This is a genomic window from Sphingobium lactosutens, assembly GCF_013393185.1.
Classification (GTDB): Bacteria; Pseudomonadota; Alphaproteobacteria; order Sphingomonadales; family Sphingomonadaceae; genus Sphingobium; species Sphingobium lactosutens_A.
In genome coordinates, this window is the sequence record NZ_QJQX01000023.1 from 1 (window position 1) to 18,501 (window position 18,501).

The following is an 18,501-nucleotide window of genomic DNA, read 5'->3' on the forward strand; positions in this document are numbered from 1 at the left end:
GCTTGCGGGATAATGATCCCCCGGATCATTATCTGACCCGCTGCGCTCCCAGACGTATCGGACGCACTAAAGGCGGCCTGAACTCGAAGCTCCACGCCGTCTGCGACGGCAAGGGTACCCTTGCGCCCGCCCGGAACGAACTCCCGCAATCGCTCCCATTGATCGTCCCGAAGAACCTCGCCTTCCACACCAGCCTCCAAAAGCCACTGTTGAATCACAAAGAACCGGCGCTGTGAATCCCTAAAATGTCAATACAGCCTAGCCTACTCTGCTCCATTCCCGACATGCCACTTGCCACCGCTGGCACAATGTGGAACAACGCCCTGCATAGAGGAACATTGGCGGAGAGGATGGCGTGCACCAATCCGAACAAGGACAGTTGAAAGGCCCATGGTCGAAAGTCGTTGCCCGTTCAGGGAAGGCGGGTTTCGGCTTGTGGGCACTTCTGTTGGCGTTCGCCCTGCCAGCCGCCGCCTCGGTACCGGAAACGGAAAAACTGATGCTTTCCGGCCATGGACCAGAGGATGCCGTCCCATGGGATTTCGAGATTGACGGCGGCCATGGCGAAAGCCGGTCCGGCACGATCCCGGTCCCCTCGAATTGGCAGCAGCAGGGCTATGGTCATTATCAATATGGCTATGACAAAGGTCCACGCGTCGGCGACCATGCTGTCTATCATCGTCGCTTCGCCATACCGTCGGCATGGAAGGGCAAGACGATCCGCCTCGTCTTCGACGGGGTCATGACCGATACGCTGGTCAAGGTGAACGGTCAGGTGGCCGGCCCCGTCCATCAAGGCGGTTTCAACCGCTTCAGCTACGATATAACCGCCCTGGTAAAACCGGGAGAACAGAACAGCCTGGACGTGCATGTCAGCGAGGCTTCGGCCGCAAAGGATACCGACATTGCGGAGCGCCACGGCGATTACTGGGCCTTTGGCGGCATTTATCGGCCCGTCTGGCTGGAAGCCGTCCCCGCCCAGTCGATCTCGCATGTCGCCATCGACGCGAAGGCGAGCGGTGCTTTGACCGCCGATGTCACGCTCGCCGCGCCCCGAACCGTGACGCATCTGGTCGGCCAGCTTGTCGACACAGCCGGTCGGCCGGTCGGCCAGCCATTGACGGCCGACATTCCCGCTGGCGGCGCGGGTCGGATACGGTTGCTGGGGCAATTTGACCATCCTGCCCTCTGGTCGGCGGAAACACCCAATCTGCACGCATTGGATGTCACCCTTTTCGATGGCGACCAGCCCGTGCACCATGTCGTCAGACGCTTCGGCTTTCGGACATTCGAAGTGCGCGAAGGCGCAGGCCTTTTCCTGAATGGCCAGCGCATCATGCTGAAAGGGGTAAATCGGCACAGCTTCCGGCCCGAAACCGGCCGCGCCCTCAACCGGGCCGACGCCTATGCGGATGTGCGTACCATCCGGTAGCTGAACATGAATGCAGTGCGCATGTCGCACTATGCGCCGGAAGAATCCTTCCTGGAGGCGGCCGACGAACTGGGGCTATATGTCATCGACGAACTGAGCGGCTGGCAGCATGCCCATGATCGCGAGGTCGGCCGCAAGCTCGTCCGCGAACTGGTCGAACGGGATGTGAACCACCCCAGCATCCTGTTCTGGACCAACGGCAATGAAGGCGGCTGGAACCGGGAACTGGACGGCGATTTCGCACTCTATGATCCACAACAGCGCCGGGTTCTCCATCCCTGGGAGGAATTTAACGGGATCGATACCAAACATTATCCCCGCTATCCCGATCTGCAACGACGACTGGCAGGCAAGACGCTGGTGATGCCGACGGAGTTTCTCCACGGGCTGTTCGACGGCGGTGGCGGTTCGGGGCTGGACGATTATTGGCGCGCCATGACCGCATCGCCCCGTGGCGCGGGCGGGTTCCTGTGGAACTTCGCCGATGAAGGCATCGCTCGCGCCGATCAGAGCGGACGGATCGACACTTACGCCACCTATGCGCCCGACGGCATATTGGGGCCGCATCATGAGCCCGAACCGAGTGCCGCGACCATTCAGGAAATCTGGTCGCCGGTGCAGATAGAGACGCCCTCCCTCGACGATGATTTCGACGGCAGCCTGAAAATACGGAACGATTATGATTTCACCTCCCTCAAGGATGTGACCTTCCACTGGGAATGGATCACCTTCGCCTCGCCCGCATCGCAGACAGTCCATCCCCATATTCTTGCATCGGGCGACATGCCGGGTGAGCCGATCGCGCCGCATGCCAGCGGGATATTGCGGGTGCCGACCGCCAGAACGCAGAATCGGCCCGATGCGCTGCGCCTGACGGCCCGGCGCGGAAGCGACAGCTTGTGGACCTGGGTGTGGCCGACCGCTTCGGCAGCGACGCCACTTACCGCCCGATCATTGGGTCATCCTCAAGCGACACGGGACGCGACCCGCATCCAATTGACGGTCGGCACCATTTCTGCCGATTTCGATGCGGCGACCGGCCTGCTGACGCGCATAGGGAAAGGCGGACGGCATCAGGATTTCGCGGCCGGCCCGCAACTCGTCGTCGCCCGGCCACGATCGACGGGTGAACCTGCCTGGATTCAGGCCATCGACCGCGGCGAGGGTGTCTATGAACTGCCACAACCGGCCCGCGCCGATCTCGCGCATGTCGACCTTGGCATCGCCGTCGAGGATGGCTGGGCAGGATTCCGTCTGGATGTGTCCGACAACGAGCATCAATGGCAGACGGTCTATGACGGCGCGCGCTCAGCGAAGGATGGACAGGATTATGCCTTTGCACCACGGACCGTTCGGACAGTGCACCTGACCAATCTTGCCGGTGTACGGACGACGCCGATCATAAGGTCCGTTAAAATTGCGGGCCAGCAGGAGCGGTTCGCTATCCCGGTAAACGGCGAAGCGAGAATTACCACGGGACAGGGCCGCGATCCCCGAACCGGTCGGGCCACAGCCTGGCTGGAGACCAAAAATAGCGGCGGCCTCGACCTGGTGCGCTGGACATTGACGGACGATGGCCGGCTCACGCTGGACTATCGATACAGCTTGACCGGTGAATTCCTCTATCACGGCATCGGGTTCAACCGGAAAGGCCCGGAATTGCGCTCCGTTCGGTCGCTGGTGCGTGGCCCTTCGCCCGTGTGGCAGAATCGTTTGCGGGGGCCCGTATTGGGCGTTCATGATATTGCCGACACGCGTGGCACGGAACTGCCCGCCCCGCGGACGGCGGGATATTTCGCAGACCCACGCTGGGTACGGCTGACGAGCGATCAAGGTCCGCTGACGATCTTCAGCGAAGGCGCACCCTATTTGCAATTGGGCGCGCGACTGGCCGATTTCCCCACGACGACCGTCGATTTCCCGCCGAGCGACTTCGGCTTCCTCCATGCGATCCCTGCCATGGGCGCGAAAGGGCAGGCGGCCGAATTGACCGGCCCGGCGGGCGAACCTGCAAAGGCCGCGGGCCAATATGCCGGGACGTTGACAATCATCCCTTGAATCCCTGCCACTCAGGGGGAGCCAACTCATGCCAAGCCACTACACGCGCCGACATCTTCTGACGAACATGACAGCCGCGCTCCCTTTCGCCGCCACGGCCTTTCCGACATCGCTCCGCGCGCAAGGCGACCAGGATATGGTAGCGGCGCAAGCCGACGCCATCGCGAATCAGATCCAGCCTCCCCGCATCCCCCGGCGACGCTTCCCTCTGGCTCGCTTCGGCGGTGTCGGCGATGGCAAGACCGACAATAGCGCGGCGATCGCCCAAGCGATCGAGGCATGCCGGATGGCAGGCGGCGGACGCATCATTCTGCCGAAGGGCGTCGTCCTGAGCGGTCCGATCCGGCTCCATTCGCAGATGGAGCTTCATGTTCCTGCGGGAACAAGACTGAAATTCATTCCGGATGCCGATCGCTACCTTCCGCCCGTCCACAGCCGGTGGGAAGGGGTGGAACTGATGGGCTACCATCCGCTGATCTACGCCTTTGACGAACAGGACGTCGCTGTCACGGGCAAGGGCGTGATCGACGGGTCCGCCGACGACCGGACCTGGTGGCCCTGGAAAGGGCCATGGGCGGATCGCTATGGTGACACGCCCGCTGCGGAACGGCAGGCGGCAGACCGCGCTCGCCTGTTCGAGATGGCGGAAAACAATGTGCCGATAGAGCAGCGGATTTTCGGAGCCGGCGGTCGACTTCGGCCGCCCCTTTTCCAGCCCTATCGCTGCACCCGCGTGAAGATGGAAGGGGTAACGGTGACAGCATCGCCCTTCTGGCTGCTGCACCCGGTCGAATGCCGGGACGTCATCTTTCGCCACGTCACCTGTACCAGCCATGGCCCCAATAATGACGGAATCGATCCTGAATCCTGCGCCGGGGTGCTGATCGAACACTGCATCTTCGACACCGGCGATGACTGTATCGCAATCAAGGCGGGGCGCAATGCAGATGGCAGGCGGCTGGCAAAGCCATGCGAAAATATCGTCGTGCGCCATTGCCTGATGAAGGACGGCCATGCCGGCGTCGCGATCGGCAGCGAATTGACTGCCGGGGTGCGTCATGTTTTCGTGCATGATTGCCGGATGGACAGTCCTGCGCTCACCCGCGCCCTGATCATCAAGTCGAACAGCTTTCGCGGCGGCAGGGTGGAGGATGTCCATCTCCGCCGTATCGAGGCCGGCAGGATCGACAAGGCGTTCGTACAGATATGGATGCTCTATGAGGAAGGGGATGGCGGCGCCTATCCCCCTTCGGTGGAGCGGGTTTCGGTTTCCGATTGCACGGTCGCGTCGACGGGCCGCCTGCTTGTCGTGCGGGGCCTGCCACATGCACCGATCCGCGACCTGCGGCTCGAACGCATCCGTGTCGGGCGTGAATTGAAGCCATCCGTTGCGATAGACGTCAACCCGCTGGTTGTGGAGGATGTCGTCGTTGGAGGAACCGTCTGGACCCGGGACTACCTCCGCCATCTCCCCGGCGCGGACAGCATCAGCTGCGACAAATGGGCTGTCTGCAAATGACCGACCGCATGGCGAAGGTCACTCCGCATCCTGTTGATTCTGCGGCGCGGCGCGGCTGAAGGCTTCCAGTGCCAGACAGGATCGCTCGACGGCCACCAGCCGCGGCCAGCGAAGATCGACCCCGAAACGGCGGGCATTGACGAGCTGCGCCACCAGAAAGACATCCGCCAGCGTCACCTGATCGCCAAAGCAATATGGCCCGTCCTCCTCAGCGATCAGCCGGTCGAACGCCTCCAGGCCTTCATCGATCACCTGCCTGGCCCAATCGGCCACCTGTTCCTCCGCCAGACCCAGATCACGCAACCGGTCCAATATTCGGAGATTCTGGATCGGGTGGATGTCGCAGGCGATCAGTAGCGCTGCGGCCCGGACCTTGGCCCGGCGCACCATATCTTCCGGCAGCAGCTTCGGCTCGTCGACCAACTCGTCCAGATATTCGCATATGGCCAGACTTTGCGTCAGTACCGTGCCCTGCATGTCCAGCGCAGGAACGAGCCCCTGGGGGTTCAGCGCCAGATAGTCGGGCGCGCGTTGCTCGCCCTTGCGCAAATGGTGAAAGGCGTCGGTATAGGCGATGCCCTTGAGATTCAGCACGATCCGCACCCGATAGGATGCCGTCGATCGGAAATAGCCATGGAGGATCGGCTCAGTCATCGGCTTCAGGCCCGATCCGGATGACGCAATCGCTCAAACCCTCGACGGTCACTATGATCTCGTCTCCTTCCACCACCGCGCCGACCCCCGCGGGCGTACCGCTATAGATCAGATCGCCCGGCTCCAGCCGGTAGAAGCGCGAGACATAGGCAATGACCTCCGCGACATTCCAGATCATCTCTCCCAGATCGCCGTCCTGCCTGACTTGCCCATTGACGGTAAGGGCAATCCGGCCAGCCGAAAGGTGGCCCACCGCACTGGCCGGATGAATCAGACCCAGAGGCGCTGACTGCTCGACATTCTTGGCGACATCCCAGGGTCGTCCCATTTCACGCGCCTCGAACTGGAGGTCGCGGCGCGTCATATCGAGACCGGCGGCATAGCCATAGACATGGGCGAGCGCATCGGCCGGCGCAATATTGCGGCCGCCCTTGCCGATGGCGATAACCAGTTCGCCCTCATAATGAAAATCGCGCGTGCCCGGCGGATAGGCGATGACCGTCCCCGACGGCACGACATTCTCCGCCCATTTCGTGAAAAAGAAGGGTGCTTCCCGCTCGGGATCCTTGCCCATTTCACGGGCATGAGCGGCATAGTTGCGGCCGATGCAAAAGATGCGGCGCACGGGGAAACCCCTCCCCTCGCTGGTGGCAGCGATCATCGCAGCCTGCGGCTCAAACAGGGTGGGCAAGCCTCAACTCCTTCCAGTGGCATTCACATCGACAGGGTAGGCTGAAAATGGACCGAAAATGAAGGGCTATTTCCCGCGTCACGCCCGACCCGTCATTCGAAGTCCAGCAGGAGAGATTTTTGCAAATATCTCCATGGCGGCATATGCCCGGGCGCTGCGAAGGAGGAAACATGGCATGACGGCTGCACCGCTACTGGCTGGGGTGGAATTGGGCGGGACGAAAATATTCGTCTTGCGTTCGCGCGGCCGCGATATCTTCCAGCGGGAAACTATCGCGACCACTTCAGCCGACGAAACGCTGGGCGCTGCGGCAGATATTCTCAAGAGCTGGTGGATGGAGGAACCGTTCGCGGCGCTGGGGATCGCGTCCTTCGGTCCCCTGCGGCTCGATCGCTCCGCGCAGGATTTCGGACATATGTTGCCGACGCCGAAACCGGGCTGGACCGGTGCCGACATTTTCGGCGCCCTGACGGACGGGTTGCCCTGCCCCGCCGCGATCGACACCGACGTCAACGGCGCCGCCCTCGCCGAAATGCGCTGGGGCGCGGGCGCGCAATCCACGCCTGCCTCCAATTGCCTCTGCTACCTCACCATCGGCACGGGCCTGGGTGGCGGCTTCGCTCTGGAGGGCGCTCCCCTCCATGGCGCGATGCATCCCGAAGTCGGCCATATCCTGATCCGGAGGGCTGCCGGTGACGATTTCGCGGGCGCCTGCCCCTTTCATGGAGACTGTATCGAGGGGCTGGTCAGCGGCCCCGCCCTGGCCAGGCGTTTCGGCGTACCGGGCCATCAGATCGCCGCCGACGATCCTCGATGGGATCATGTCGCCCACGACATCGCCCAACTGGTCTGCACCCTGCTGCTGACGACGGCCGCGCGGCAGGTGCTGATCGGTGGCGGGGTCGGCATGGGACGCGCGGATTTGCTGGACAGGGTCCGATCCAAGGTCGTCACGCAACTGAACGGCTATCTGTCGTTCGTAACGCCGGCCAGCATCGCATCCATCGTCCGCCCCCCTGCCCTGGGGGATCAGGCCGGCCCCCTTGGCGCGATCGCCCTGGCGTGGGACGCATTGGCGGGACACTGAGCGCCCGGACAGCATGGCATGGGGACGGTGGCGGCCGCGCAGAAGTGGCAGAATTGCCTTTTATGTTGTTTCACGCCCCAGCAATGGACTAGCCCCATCATCCCTTCACTTGATGATGGCTGGCCATGCTTACCGTTCGACAGATAGAGATGTTTCGCGCGGTGATGATCACCAAGACGGTGAGCGGCGCGGCGCGCATGCTGGGCACGTCGCAGCCCGGATTGAGCCGGATGCTGGCGCATATGGAGGACAGGCTGCATTTCCGCCTGTTCGACCGCACCCGCGGGCGGCTGGTCCCGACGCAGGAAGCGCGCATCCTGTTCGACGAGATCGAGCATATCTACAAGGGGTTCGACGACCTGTCCCATGTCATCCGGCGGCTGGCCAAGGGGGAGGACAGACTGTTCCGGGTCGGCGCGTCGCCATCGCTCGGTCATTCGATCGTGCCGCCGATGCTGGCGCGTCTCACTGCCAATTATCCCGGCCTGACGATCCAGTTCGACATTCTCTCGGTCGAACAGGCGACGGATTATCTGGCGCTGCAGCGCGGCGATTATGCACTGAGCGTCTTCCCCATCGATCATCCCAACATATTGTCGAGCCGGATCGGCACCGGCCGCATGGTCTGTGCCGTGCCGAGCAGCCATCGGCTTGCGGCACGCGAACGGATCAGCGTCGCCGACATCGCCGATGAGCAGTTACAATCCTTCCGTCCCGATACGCCGCATGGCCGCGCGATCGCCGACATGTTCGCGCGCGCCGGGCGCACGCTCGAAATCGCGACCTATATCCGGTTCGCGGAAACCGCCGTCGCCTTCGTCGCCAATGGGATGGGCATCGCCTTGGTCGACAGCTTCACGGCGATGCAGCCTCATGCCGACACTGTCCGCTTTCTGGAATTTGAAGACCCCGGCGTGCTTCCGGTCTATATTAACCGCAACCTGGAATCGCCCCGCGCAATCATTGGCGAGACGTTCGAGGAGATTGCCCGGACCGCCTTGATCGGCCTGCCGCGTTCGCCCAAGGCATAACATAAGAGCATAGTGGATCGAGATTCCCCTGGTGGAAATTACCTATGGAAAGGAGGACTGAGGCACACCCGCAGAATTGAAGCCGATTAGGACACCGGGTTGGTTTTAGCTCAGGGTGGCATGCCCCCGAGAGGATGAAAGGCGTCATATCCATGGCCAGCTATTCCCCCACCGGCACGGTATCCGTGCGGCCCTATGTGACCGTGGATAACGCCGCGCCACCCGCTTCGGATTCGTCTTGGACCGCGCGCCAGATACTGGTCGTCGCCATCTGCTTCATCCTCAACATGCTCGACGGCATGGACGTACTGATCCTGTCCTATGTCGCCCCGGCCCTGTCTGCCGACTGGCAGGTCAGCCCCGAAAGCCTAGGCGTCGTCTTCAGCGCGGGCCTCGCCGGCATGGCGGCCGGCGGCCTGTTGATCGCCCCGCTCGCGGATCGCTTCGGCCGCCGCAAGCTGATCCTCGCCTCCCTCGTCATGATGGCGCTCGCCATGTTCGGGTCGAGCATCGCGACGTCGATCTTCGAACTGATCGCAAGCCGCTTCGTCGTCGGCATCGGCATCGGCACCGTGCTGGCCAGCATGGCCGCGCTCACGGCCGAATATGCGCCCGCAAAGCATCGCACCTTTGCCGTGGGCTTCCTTCAGGCCGGCTATCCGGTCGGTGCGACCATCACCGGCTTCGTCGTCGCCAGCCAGGTCGCGACCCATGGCTGGCAGGCGATGCTGCTGGGCGCAGCGATCCTGTGCGCCGCCGCCATTCCGCTGGTCTGGCTGCTGCTGCCCGAATCCATCGCCTTCCTCTTGAGCCGCCAGCCCAAGGGCGCGCTGGAGAAGGCGAACCGCCTGCTCATTTCGATCGGCCAGCCGCGCCTTGACGTTCTGCCGCCGCGCAATGTCAGCGCCGCCCAGCATGCCGGCATGCGCGGCCTGCTGAGCGATGGCCGCGCGCCGAGCACCATCCTGCTGTGGCTGGCGATCATCTTCAGCTTCATGACGCTCTATTTCGTCATCAGCTGGATCCCGAAGCTCGCGGTCGAGGCCGGCCTGCCGGCCAAGGACGCCATCTATGCGGGCGCGATCTACAATATCGGTGCTTTCTTCGGCACCTCCTCGATCGGCCTCGTCGCCATGCGCTTCGACCTGCGCAAGCTGATCCTGACCTATATGGCGCTGGCAGCAGTCGCATTGGTGGTGTTCGGATCGGTCGCCATGCCGCTGGTCGCAACGCTGGCCACCGCTTTCCTGATCGGCGTGTTCGTGCAGGGCGGCTTCAATGGCTGCTACCCGCTGGCGGCCAGCCTCTATCCGCCCGAAGCGCGCGGCACCGGCATCGGCTGGGCCATGGGCGTCGGCCGAATCGGCGCAGTGATCGGGCCGATGCTGGGCGGCTTCCTGCTGGCGGCCAAGGTTTCGCTGCCGGTGATCTTCGGCATCTTCGCGGTGCCGGTGGTGTTGGCGGGCATCTGCGCCGCGATGATCCGCCTGCCCAAGGCCGACTGAAACAGTCTAAACAAGGAAGAAGTTCGATGTTCCAGCATCCCGTGCGCGATACGGGCCGGTCCCGCGCGTCCATCCTCTGCGGGCTGATCGGCAGCGGCATCGCCGGATCGCGCAGCCCCGACATGCATGAGACGGAAGCGCGCGCGCTTGGCCTGACCATGGTCTATCGCATCCTCGACGGCGAAATGATGGACTATGGCGCCGCCGACCTGCCCCGGCTGCTGCCGATGCTTCAGGCTATGGGCTTTAATGGCCTCAACGTCACCCATCCCTTCAAGCAGGATGTAATCCCGCTGATGGACAGCCTGTCCGGTGCCGCCAAGGCGCTGGGCGCGGTCAACACCATCCTGTTCCGCGATGGCAAGGCGCATGGCGACAATACCGACTGGTCGGGCTATCGCGCGCATTTCCTGGCTGGTCTGGGCAACCGTCCCCGCGCCCATGTCGCCCTGATCGGCGCGGGCGGCGCTGCCGCGGCGGTCGGCTATGCCCATCTCGACCTCGGCGCGACTCGGCTCACCATCTGCGACCCGGCGCAGGACCGGGCCAGGGCTCTGGCGGGTCGGCTCGGCTGCCTCTTCCCCACGGCGAAAGTCGGCATCGCCGCCACGGCTGGGGAAGCGATCGAAGGCGCGGACGGCGTGGCCCAGACCTCGCCGATCGGCATGCTCAGTCATCCCGGCCTGCCCTTCGACCCCGACCTGCTGACGCCCGATCAATGGGTGTCGGACATCATCTATTTCCCGCTTCAGACGTCTTTGCTTGAGGCTGCGGCGGCCAAGGGCTGCGCGACGCTCAATGGCGGCGGCATGGCGGTGATGCAGGCGGCGCATGCCTTTGCGCTGTTCACCGACAACGAACCCGACAATCAGCGCATGATCGCCGACTTCGATCGCGCAACCAGGCGGAGCGCCGCCGCATGATCGCCGACGCCCCGCCGGCTCCGCCGCCGGCCATAGTCCTGCCCGTGCAGGTCGCGGCCCGCGAAGCGCCGCAATTGCAGGGGCCGCCCGCCGGTCCGCAGACGCCCCCACCGCCCCCGGCCACAAAGCCGGGCTGGCGCACGAAGCTGAAGGACAAGGGCGTCACCCTCACCTTCTCCTATGTGTCGGAAAGCGCGGCCTCCATCAGCGGCGGGCGCGATCAGGGTGCGGCCTATACGCAGCAATTGCTCGCATCGGCGGTTGTCGACACCGGCAAGGCCTTCGGCCTCGACGGCGGTAAGTTCATCGCGACGATCATCCACCGCAAGGGCGAGGATCTGACCGCCACCCGTCTCGGCAATCTGTTCGAAGTGCAGGAATTGTTCGGCGGCGGACAGGATCTGCGTCCGGCCGAACTCAGCTACGAACAGCAGTTGAACGGCGGCAAGACCGCGCTGAAGATCGGCCTTTATCATACGGGCGACGACTTCGCGACCTTGCCTTCGGGCTGCCAGTTCCAGAATTTCGCCTTCTGCCCGCGCCCGACGACGCTGTTCTACAATAGCGGTTTTTCGGGCTTCCCCATCCCCCGCTGGGGCGTGCGCGCCCGGCAAGACATTGGCGGCGGCCTCAGCGTCACTGTCGCGGCGTTCGAAGTGAACAGCATTCGCGCCCAGACCGGCAATGGCTGGCAACTCGCGCCGCGCTTCGACAGCTTAGTCGTCCCGGTCGAACTGGGATGGAAGTCGGGCCAGAAGGAAGGGGGACTGCCGGGGCTGGTGCGCATCGGCGGTCTGGTCGACACGACCGATCGGGCCGACGTGCGCGACGACATCAATGGCGACAGCTATGTCCTGTCCGGCCTGTCTCCTGCCATGCGGCAGGAACGCTGGAGCGCCTGGGTGATGGCGGAAAAGATGATCGCCCGCTTCGGCCCCGGCGATCGCGGCCTGTCGCTGTTCGGCACCGCGACCCTGTCGGACAGCCATACGGCGCGCGTGCCCATCTTCCTGAGCGGCGGCTTCGTCGCGCGCGGACTGTGGGACAGCCGCCCCAAGGACAATTTCGGTCTGGGGCTGGTCTATGCCCGGGTCAATCCGCGCATCTCCGACCGTCAACGCGACCAGCAATCGCTGGGGCAGGCGGTCGACGTGCAGACATGGGAAGCGAGCGGCGAGATATTCTATGGCTGGCAGGCGACACGCGAACTGCTTCTGCGCCCCAACCTGCAATATATCCACCGCGTCGGCGCGACCAGCCGCTATGCCGATGCGGTCGTAGCCGGCCTGACGGTCAAGCTGATCCTGTGACGCCCTATGGTCGTGGACATCAGTCCACGACCATATCGTCGCGGAAGCGATTCTGTGCCGCCAGCCGGACGCCGGCATTGGGCGCGCCATAGCCGGCATAGCCGGGCGTGCGCTGCACGATCTCAAAGAAGAACAGCTTGTCGAAGGCGCGGCTGTAAAGCTGCCAGAAGCCGTTGCCATCGGCATCTTCGTCATAGAGAATGCCCAATTCCGCCATGCGCGCGATCGTCGCATCGTCGAAACCGAAGCGGGCCGCCAGATCCTCATGATAATTGGCCGGGATCGTCAGCATCGCCGCGCCGCTGTCACGCAGCGCCTGCGCCGTGGCGAAAATATCGTCGGTGCCAAGCGCAACATGCTGATAACCGCCGCCGATACCCTGTTCCAGAAAGCGCGACGACAGGGTTTCCCGCGCGTCCGAGGCATTGAGCGTCACGCGGAAACCGCTGTCCGGGGATTGCAGCGCCTGACTATGGACCAGACCCGACGGGTCGATCACATCCTGCGCCGCCTTCGCCTCCAGCCCGAACAGGGCGCGCCAGTAAAGCTGCCAGGACAGGAACTCATCCTCATGCACCACCGCGGCCAGATGATCGAAGCTGCGCGCGTGGACCAGCGCGTCCGGCTCGACGTCGAGCGCCACGAACTCGCGCGCCCAAAGCCCTTCGACCTCATTGTCGTCGATCAGATAGACCAGGCTGCCGCCGACACCGCGCAATGCCGGCATCGCCATGCGACCCGGACGCCCTTCGGGACTATAGGCCTTGATCCCCAGCGCCGCCGCGCGCGCCAGCACGGCCGCCTTATCCCTCACCCGCACGCCGATCGCGCAGATGGAGGGGCCATGGGCGCTGCGATAGGCGCTGGCGAACCCCTTGGGTTCGGCATTGATGACGAAGTTCACGCCACCCTGCCGCCAGCGCGTCACCTTCTTCTGCCGATGCTCGCCGGCGAGGGTGAAGCCGAGTGAGGCGAAAGTGCTGCCGAGCCGGGCCGAACTGGCTCCATCGGCGGTGAATTCCACGAATTCGGCGCCCAGCATCGGCTGCGGCGCGGGCATGTGTGTCTCCTGCCCCAGCCGCCGCCGGGCGGCGTCGCGCACATAGTCGAGCGAGCGATGCCCGTCCTCCGCCACCAGCGCCGCGCTGTTCGAGCGAAAGCGGTCGTTGAAGATTTCCAGCGAGAGCGGCCCGTCATAGCCGGTGCGCAATATCTCCGCGACATAGGCTTCGACGTCTAGCCCGCCCTGCCCCGGCAGGTTGCGGAAATGGCGGCTCCAGTAGAGCAGGTCCATGTCGAGCAACGGTGCGTCGGCCAACTGGACGAAGACGATCTTATCGCCGCGAATGGCGCGGATGCTTTCGCTCGGAATCCCGCGCGACAGCGAGTGATAGCTGTCGAGGATGATACCGATATTGGGATGATCGACCTGCTCGACGATCGACCAGACATCGCGATGGTCGAACACATGGCGCCCCCATGCCAGCGCCTCATAACCGACGAGGATATCGCGCTTCGCCGCGCGATCACCCAGTTCGCGGAAATCATCGACGATGCGCTCGCGCTCGCCCAGCGACACCGGCGCGCAGTTGGAGCAGACGAGAATGCGATCCGTGCCCAGTTCGCCCATCAGGTCGAACTTGCGTTCCGCCCGGTCCATGGCACGCTGGCGAAGCGCACCCGGCATCCCCTCGAAATCTCGGAAGGGCTGGTAGAGCATGCAGGCAAGGCCCAGATCATCCAGCATCCGCCGCACCGCGCGCGGGGACAGGGACGATCCGATCAGGTCATTCTCGAAAATCTCGACCCCGGTAAAGCCCGCCCCGGCCGCCGCGCGCAGCTTTTCCTCCAGCGTACCCCTGAGCGAAACGGTGGCGATGGCGTTGGACATGACGGCTCCTTTGTCGAGCCGCCATCATCCTCCCATATGCCCATGACGATAAAGGGGGTGTGACGCACCCTCCCATGCCATGACGTTATAGATGTTCCGTTCTTAGAACCTCCTCCGATCAGATCGAAGCGGAACAGGCTCTGTTTCTTTTGTTTTCCGTGATTTCCGAGCCGTGAAATGTTCCATTACACTCGAAATCACTCTAGCGATAACGACCCATCGTCACCTTGATCCAGACCGGCTTGTCGATCAGGTTCAGCCCATAATCGGTCTGGTCGCCATTCCAGACCCGGTCCATGATCCAGGCGCCCTTGTTGAAATGGCCTTCCTCGACCCTGACCACCATGCCGCCCGGAGCGCTGCCTTCCTTCGCTGCGAAGTTCACGCGGACATGGTCGCCGGTGAAGAGAAATTCGTTGGCGGACAGTTGCGCCACCACCATGCCGCCGGTCGGCGCCGTGGCCCAAGCTGGCAGGTCGGCCTTGGGGAACCATTCGCGCTGGCCGAATTGCCATTGACCGAAGCTGGCCGTGATCGTCCAGTCGCCCATGGTCGTGCTCGTCGACGCGCCATCGTCGGGCTTGGCCGTGCCCCAGACCGGATGTTCGAAGGCGATCTTCGCCCAGGGCGCTGCCGCCACGGCGCGATATTTGTCGCCGAACGCATCGAGCGTCGCGTCGTCGAAGCTCTTGGCGCCGAGCGGGTAGTTATAATAGCCGGTGCCATCCATGCCGAAAGGCGAGAAGCCGATTGCGCCGCGCCCCAGCGTCGCCCAGAAATAGCGGGCATATTCGGCAGCATTGCCGATTTCCGGCACCATCAGCGCATTGTCCGGCCGAGTGTAGAGATCGAGATGCCTGAAGACGTTGCGGCTCGCCCGGTCGTAAATGTCAGGCGCGGCGAAATCGAGCGACGGCGCGGCCGCCTTCCAGATGTCGATGACATCGCCCTGCGGCCCGCCGCTCGACAGCGCCATCGGATCGGGCTTGGCGAAAGGATCGCCCAGCGCCGCGTTCACATACATGGGCAGCGGCTTGATCGCCTTGCCCGCCGACGCCAGCGCCTCGATATAGCGGGCCGTGTGCCATGTATTGAACGCGCGATCGGCCTGATCGCCAAAGACGGTCGCCCAGTTGCCCGCCGGTTTCTTCAAGGCCTTAGCCAGCGCCGCCGGTACCGGCCCGTCGAACAGCGTCTGCGCCGCCGCGCCGAAATCGCGCGGATTGCGGTAGCTGCCGACCTCATTTTCCGGCTGCACCATGATGACTGTGTTCTGCGCATCATGATCGCGCACATAGGTCATCAGCTTCAGGAAGGCGCGCTTGTCCGCCTCCAGCGTCGCCGCGCCATGGGGCGAAAGCACGTCATGGTCCTTGCCCTCCTTCGTCTTCATGCGCGGGAAACGGCGATTGTCGAGCTTTACCCAGTCGGGGGTATAGGCAAGACCGGTATTCTTCCACGCGCCGAACCAGAGCAGGACGATGCGCTTGTCATGCTTGCGCGCCTCATCGAGCAGGGTCTGGACGAAGCCATAGTCGAACTTCCCCTCCTGCGGTTCCAACTGCTCCCAGGCGACCGGAACCTCGACCGTGTTGGCGCCGATCCGGTCCAGCACCGGCCAGACCTTTGCCAGCGGCGCGGCATAGTTGCTGCTGTTGTTGACCTGCCCGCCCAGAATCAGGAAGGGCGCGCCATCGACGATCAGCGCGTGGCGGCCCGCCTGCGTTTCGATATGGGGGACATCGCCCTGCGCCAATGCAGGCGTGGCGGACAGGAGGGTGGCGGCGAGCAGAAACCGGGCAAGGTTCATTCAAAAGGCCTTTCAGGGCTGTTCGTCGAGGGAGAAGATGCGGGTGGCTTCGGTCCATTTGGCGTCCGGGGTTGCCCATGGAAGCGGTCGCTGGACGCCGTCCATCTGCGCTTCCCAGATTTGCACCGCCGGATTGGCGGCGTCCGCCACCACCTTGGCCGCCGGGTCGAAACCGGGACCGGTTTCCATCAGCATGACGAGGCGATTACCGCTGCGGTAAATCTCCATGGCGGTCACATCGGCAGCGCGGATGCTCGCGCCGATCGCCGGCGGCAGCGCGCCCGACGCGTGCCATGCCTCATATTGAGCGATGGCCTGCGCATCGTCGACCAAATCGATCAGCAATATATGCCGCATCAGTTGACCCAGCCGCCGTCGATCACATGGACCGCGCCGGTGGTGAAGGCAGCCTCATCGCTGGAGAGGTAGAGGACGAGGCCCGCAATCTCCTCCGCCCGGCCGAGGCGGCCCATGGGCTGGCGGGCGATGAAAGCGGCCTGCGCGGTTTCATAGTCGCCGGTATCGTGCAGCCGCTGCTGGAGCGAGGGCGTGTCGATCGTGCCGGGGCAGATGCAGTTGCAGCGAATGCCCTGGCCGACGAAATCGGCGGCCACCGCCTTGGTGAGGCCGATGACGCCCGCCTTGCTCGCGCCATAGGCGAAGCGGTTGGGAATGCCCTTCACCGAACTGGCGATGGAGGACATGTTGACGATCGCCCCGGCGCTCTTGTCCAGCATGCCGGGCAGGAAGGCGCGGATCGTGTGATACATGGCGGTCATGTTGAGCGAGAGGGCGAAGTCCCAATCCTCCTGACTGCATTCCAGGATATTGCCCGCATGGACCACCCCCGCGATATTGGCGAGGATGTCGATCGGGCCGACCTCCGCCGCCAGCGCGCGGACGGCCGCGCCATCGGTCGCGTCGAGCGCGCGCAACTCGCAGCCTTCTAGCCCCTCAAGCGCCTCGCGATCCCGGTCGGTCGCGATCACGCGCGCGCCTTCTTCCACGAAACGCTGTGCCGTGGCACGGCCGATGCCCCGCGCCGCCGCCGTGATCAGCGCTACCTTGCCGTTGAGACGCCCGCTCATGCGCGCGTCCTTGCGGGCAGACATTCCGGACCGATGGGATCGAAAGCCTTGTAGGTCAAAATAAACTCCTGATGGCCAAGGGATTCAGAGATGCTGCGTTCACCCGCCGCGACGGCGAGCACCTTGTCGTATATTTCCGTGCCCACCTGTTCCAGCGTCGCATCGCCTTCCAGGATGCGGCCGGCATTGACGTCCATGTCGGCGGCGAGGCGGCGGCCGGTGTCCGGATTAGCGCAGATCTTGATGACCGGCGAAATGGCCGATCCGACCACCGATCCGCGCCCGGTGGTGAACAGGGTCAGATGCGCGCCGCAGGCGATGAGTTCGACGATCTCGGCATTGTCGGAAATATTGGGAAAGCCGAAGCGCGGCTCGCCATCGGGCACCACGTCAAGCAGATAGAGGCCGCCCGTCGGCGGAACGTCGCCCGGCTTCAATATGCCGTCGATGGTAGAGGAGCCGGACTTGGAATAGGCGCCCATCGACTTTTCCTCCTGCGTCGTCAGGCCGCCCTCCGCATTGCCCGGCGCGAAGCTGCCGAAGCCCATGATCGTGTAGTAGCGCTCGGCCTTCTGCACGCATTGCTCGATCGCGACCGCCAGTTCGGGCGTGCGCGCGCGGTCGGCCATGATCGTCTCGCAACCGACCAGTTCGCCCGTCTCCTCGAAGATGCAGGCCGCGCCGTCCGCCACCAGCCGGTCGAAGGCGCGACCGACCGCCGGATTGGCGGTGATGCCGCTGGTGCCGTCCGATCCGCCGCAGATGGTGCCGACGACCAGTTCCTCCACGCCCATCGCCACGCGCGGCGCATCGGCGATAGCGGCGCGCACCCGCTCCACCGCCTCCAGCCCGGCCGCGATCGTCGCCGCGGTGCCGCCGGCCTCCTGGATCACCAGCAGTTCGGCCGGGCGACCACTCGCCCGCGCCACCGCCAGCAGCCGCTCGCGATTGAAGCTTTCGCAGCCCAGCGACACGATCACCAGCCCGCCGACATTGGGGTGGGTGGCGATCGCCTCCATCACCTTGGCGGCATAGGCGTTGGGATAGCAGCCGGGAAAGCCGATCAGCTGGACGTCAGGATCGTCCGCCTTGTCGACGATCCGCCGCGCGACATGATGCGCGCATTCCACCAGATAGGCGACCGCGACGACATTGCGGATGCCCTTGCGCCCATCCTGCCGGAGCCAGGCCTCGATCATGCCCCCTCCTCCAGCGCGGTGCGCGTATGGCTGCTGATATAGTCGCTCTTCATATTGTGCATGTGGACCCAGTCCCCCGTCCCCGCATCGGCGGTCATCGACCCGATCGGGGCGCCATATTTGACGACCTTGTCCCCGGCCTTCAGCGGCACGCGCGCGATCTTGTGGCCGATGGCGATGCCTTCGCGCGCGGAAATGGTGCCGCCCGAAGACGGGAGGATATCGCCCGCCTCGATCACGCGGACGCAGATCAGCACATTATCGTCTGGATGCAGCAGGATCAGCCGCGCATCGTCCTGCAAC

General features: G+C 64.1%; 13 protein-coding genes and 2 pseudogenes. 8 read left to right on the forward strand and 7 right to left on the reverse strand.

Annotation, left to right across the window (positions count from 1 at the left end; translation table 11 throughout):
• The 3 genes and pseudogenes from DM806_RS26940 to DM806_RS02690 all read left to right on the forward strand — a co-directional run.
• Positions 1 to 236, forward strand: a pseudogene (locus DM806_RS26940) (hypothetical protein); the annotation flags it as partial.
• Positions 237 to 499: 263 nt separating this feature from the next.
• Positions 500 to 3,490, forward strand: a pseudogene (locus DM806_RS02685) (glycoside hydrolase family 2 TIM barrel-domain containing protein).
• A 136-nt stretch (positions 3,491 to 3,626) separates the two neighbouring features.
• A complete protein-coding gene (locus DM806_RS02690) occupies positions 3,627 to 5,009 on the forward strand; it encodes a glycoside hydrolase family 28 protein (RefSeq protein ID WP_179041723.1) in 1,383 nt (460 codons plus the stop codon).
• 18 nt (positions 5,010 to 5,027) lie between these two features.
• Here the strand turns inward: DM806_RS02690 and maiA are convergent, their stop codons facing one another.
• Positions 5,028 to 5,663: a maleylacetoacetate isomerase gene (gene maiA, locus DM806_RS02695; protein WP_179041724.1), complete on the reverse strand. Its 636-nt coding sequence runs from the start codon at positions 5,661 to 5,663 to the stop codon at positions 5,028 to 5,030.
• On the reverse strand, positions 5,656 to 6,354 hold the full coding sequence (locus DM806_RS02700) for a fumarylacetoacetate hydrolase family protein (RefSeq protein ID WP_256869069.1): 699 nt from the start codon (positions 6,352 to 6,354) through the stop codon (positions 5,656 to 5,658). Before DM806_RS02700 ends, maiA begins: the two co-directional genes overlap by 8 nt.
• 175 nt (positions 6,355 to 6,529) lie before the next feature.
• Here DM806_RS02700 and DM806_RS02705 point away from each other — a divergent pair, with 175 nt between their 5' ends.
• The 5 genes from DM806_RS02705 (at position 6,530) to DM806_RS02725 (ending at position 12,210) form a co-directional block, all read left to right on the forward strand.
• Positions 6,530 to 7,441, forward strand: coding sequence for an ROK family protein (locus tag DM806_RS02705; RefSeq protein WP_179041725.1), 912 nt, complete (start codon positions 6,530 to 6,532; stop codon positions 7,439 to 7,441).
• 125 nt (positions 7,442 to 7,566) lie between these two features.
• Complete coding sequence (locus DM806_RS02710) at positions 7,567 to 8,472, forward strand: LysR family transcriptional regulator (RefSeq protein WP_179041726.1); 906 nt, start codon at positions 7,567 to 7,569, stop codon at positions 8,470 to 8,472.
• 152 nt (positions 8,473 to 8,624) lie between these two features.
• Complete coding sequence (locus DM806_RS02715; protein WP_179041727.1) at positions 8,625 to 9,977, forward strand: MFS transporter; 1,353 nt, start codon at positions 8,625 to 8,627, stop codon at positions 9,975 to 9,977.
• Positions 9,978 to 10,003: 26 nt separating this feature from the next.
• The gene (locus tag DM806_RS02720) at positions 10,004 to 10,900 is read left to right on the forward strand and encodes a shikimate dehydrogenase (RefSeq protein ID WP_179041728.1); all 897 of its coding nucleotides are present in this window, start codon (positions 10,004 to 10,006) and stop codon (positions 10,898 to 10,900) included.
• Positions 10,897 to 12,210: a carbohydrate porin gene (locus DM806_RS02725; RefSeq protein ID WP_179041729.1), complete on the forward strand. Its 1,314-nt coding sequence runs from the start codon at positions 10,897 to 10,899 to the stop codon at positions 12,208 to 12,210. The genes DM806_RS02720 and DM806_RS02725 overlap by 4 nt, the downstream gene beginning before the upstream one ends.
• Before the next feature lie 19 nt (positions 12,211 to 12,229).
• On the opposite strand, the gene DM806_RS02730 is transcribed toward DM806_RS02725, so the two are convergent.
• The 5 genes from DM806_RS02730 to DM806_RS02750 all read right to left on the reverse strand — a co-directional run bounded on the left by DM806_RS02730 (position 12,230) and on the right by DM806_RS02750 (position 18,198).
• A complete protein-coding gene (locus DM806_RS02730; protein ID WP_179041730.1) occupies positions 12,230 to 14,101 on the reverse strand; it encodes a bifunctional sugar phosphate isomerase/epimerase/4-hydroxyphenylpyruvate dioxygenase family protein in 1,872 nt (623 codons plus the stop codon).
• A 202-nt stretch (positions 14,102 to 14,303) separates the two neighbouring features.
• On the reverse strand, positions 14,304 to 15,911 hold the full coding sequence (locus DM806_RS02735) for a DUF5597 domain-containing protein (RefSeq protein ID WP_179041731.1): 1,608 nt from the start codon (positions 15,909 to 15,911) through the stop codon (positions 14,304 to 14,306).
• 12 nt (positions 15,912 to 15,923) lie between these two features.
• Positions 15,924 to 16,268, reverse strand: coding sequence for an L-rhamnose mutarotase (locus tag DM806_RS02740; protein WP_179041732.1), 345 nt, complete (start codon positions 16,266 to 16,268; stop codon positions 15,924 to 15,926).
• On the reverse strand, positions 16,268 to 17,023 hold the full coding sequence (locus tag DM806_RS02745) for an SDR family oxidoreductase (RefSeq protein WP_179041733.1): 756 nt from the start codon (positions 17,021 to 17,023) through the stop codon (positions 16,268 to 16,270). Before DM806_RS02745 ends, DM806_RS02740 begins: the two co-directional genes overlap by 1 nt.
• Positions 16,996 to 18,198: a UxaA family hydrolase gene (locus tag DM806_RS02750; RefSeq protein ID WP_179041734.1), complete on the reverse strand. Its 1,203-nt coding sequence runs from the start codon at positions 18,196 to 18,198 to the stop codon at positions 16,996 to 16,998. Before DM806_RS02750 ends, DM806_RS02745 begins: the two co-directional genes overlap by 28 nt.
• Positions 18,199 to 18,501 lie beyond the last annotated feature (303 nt).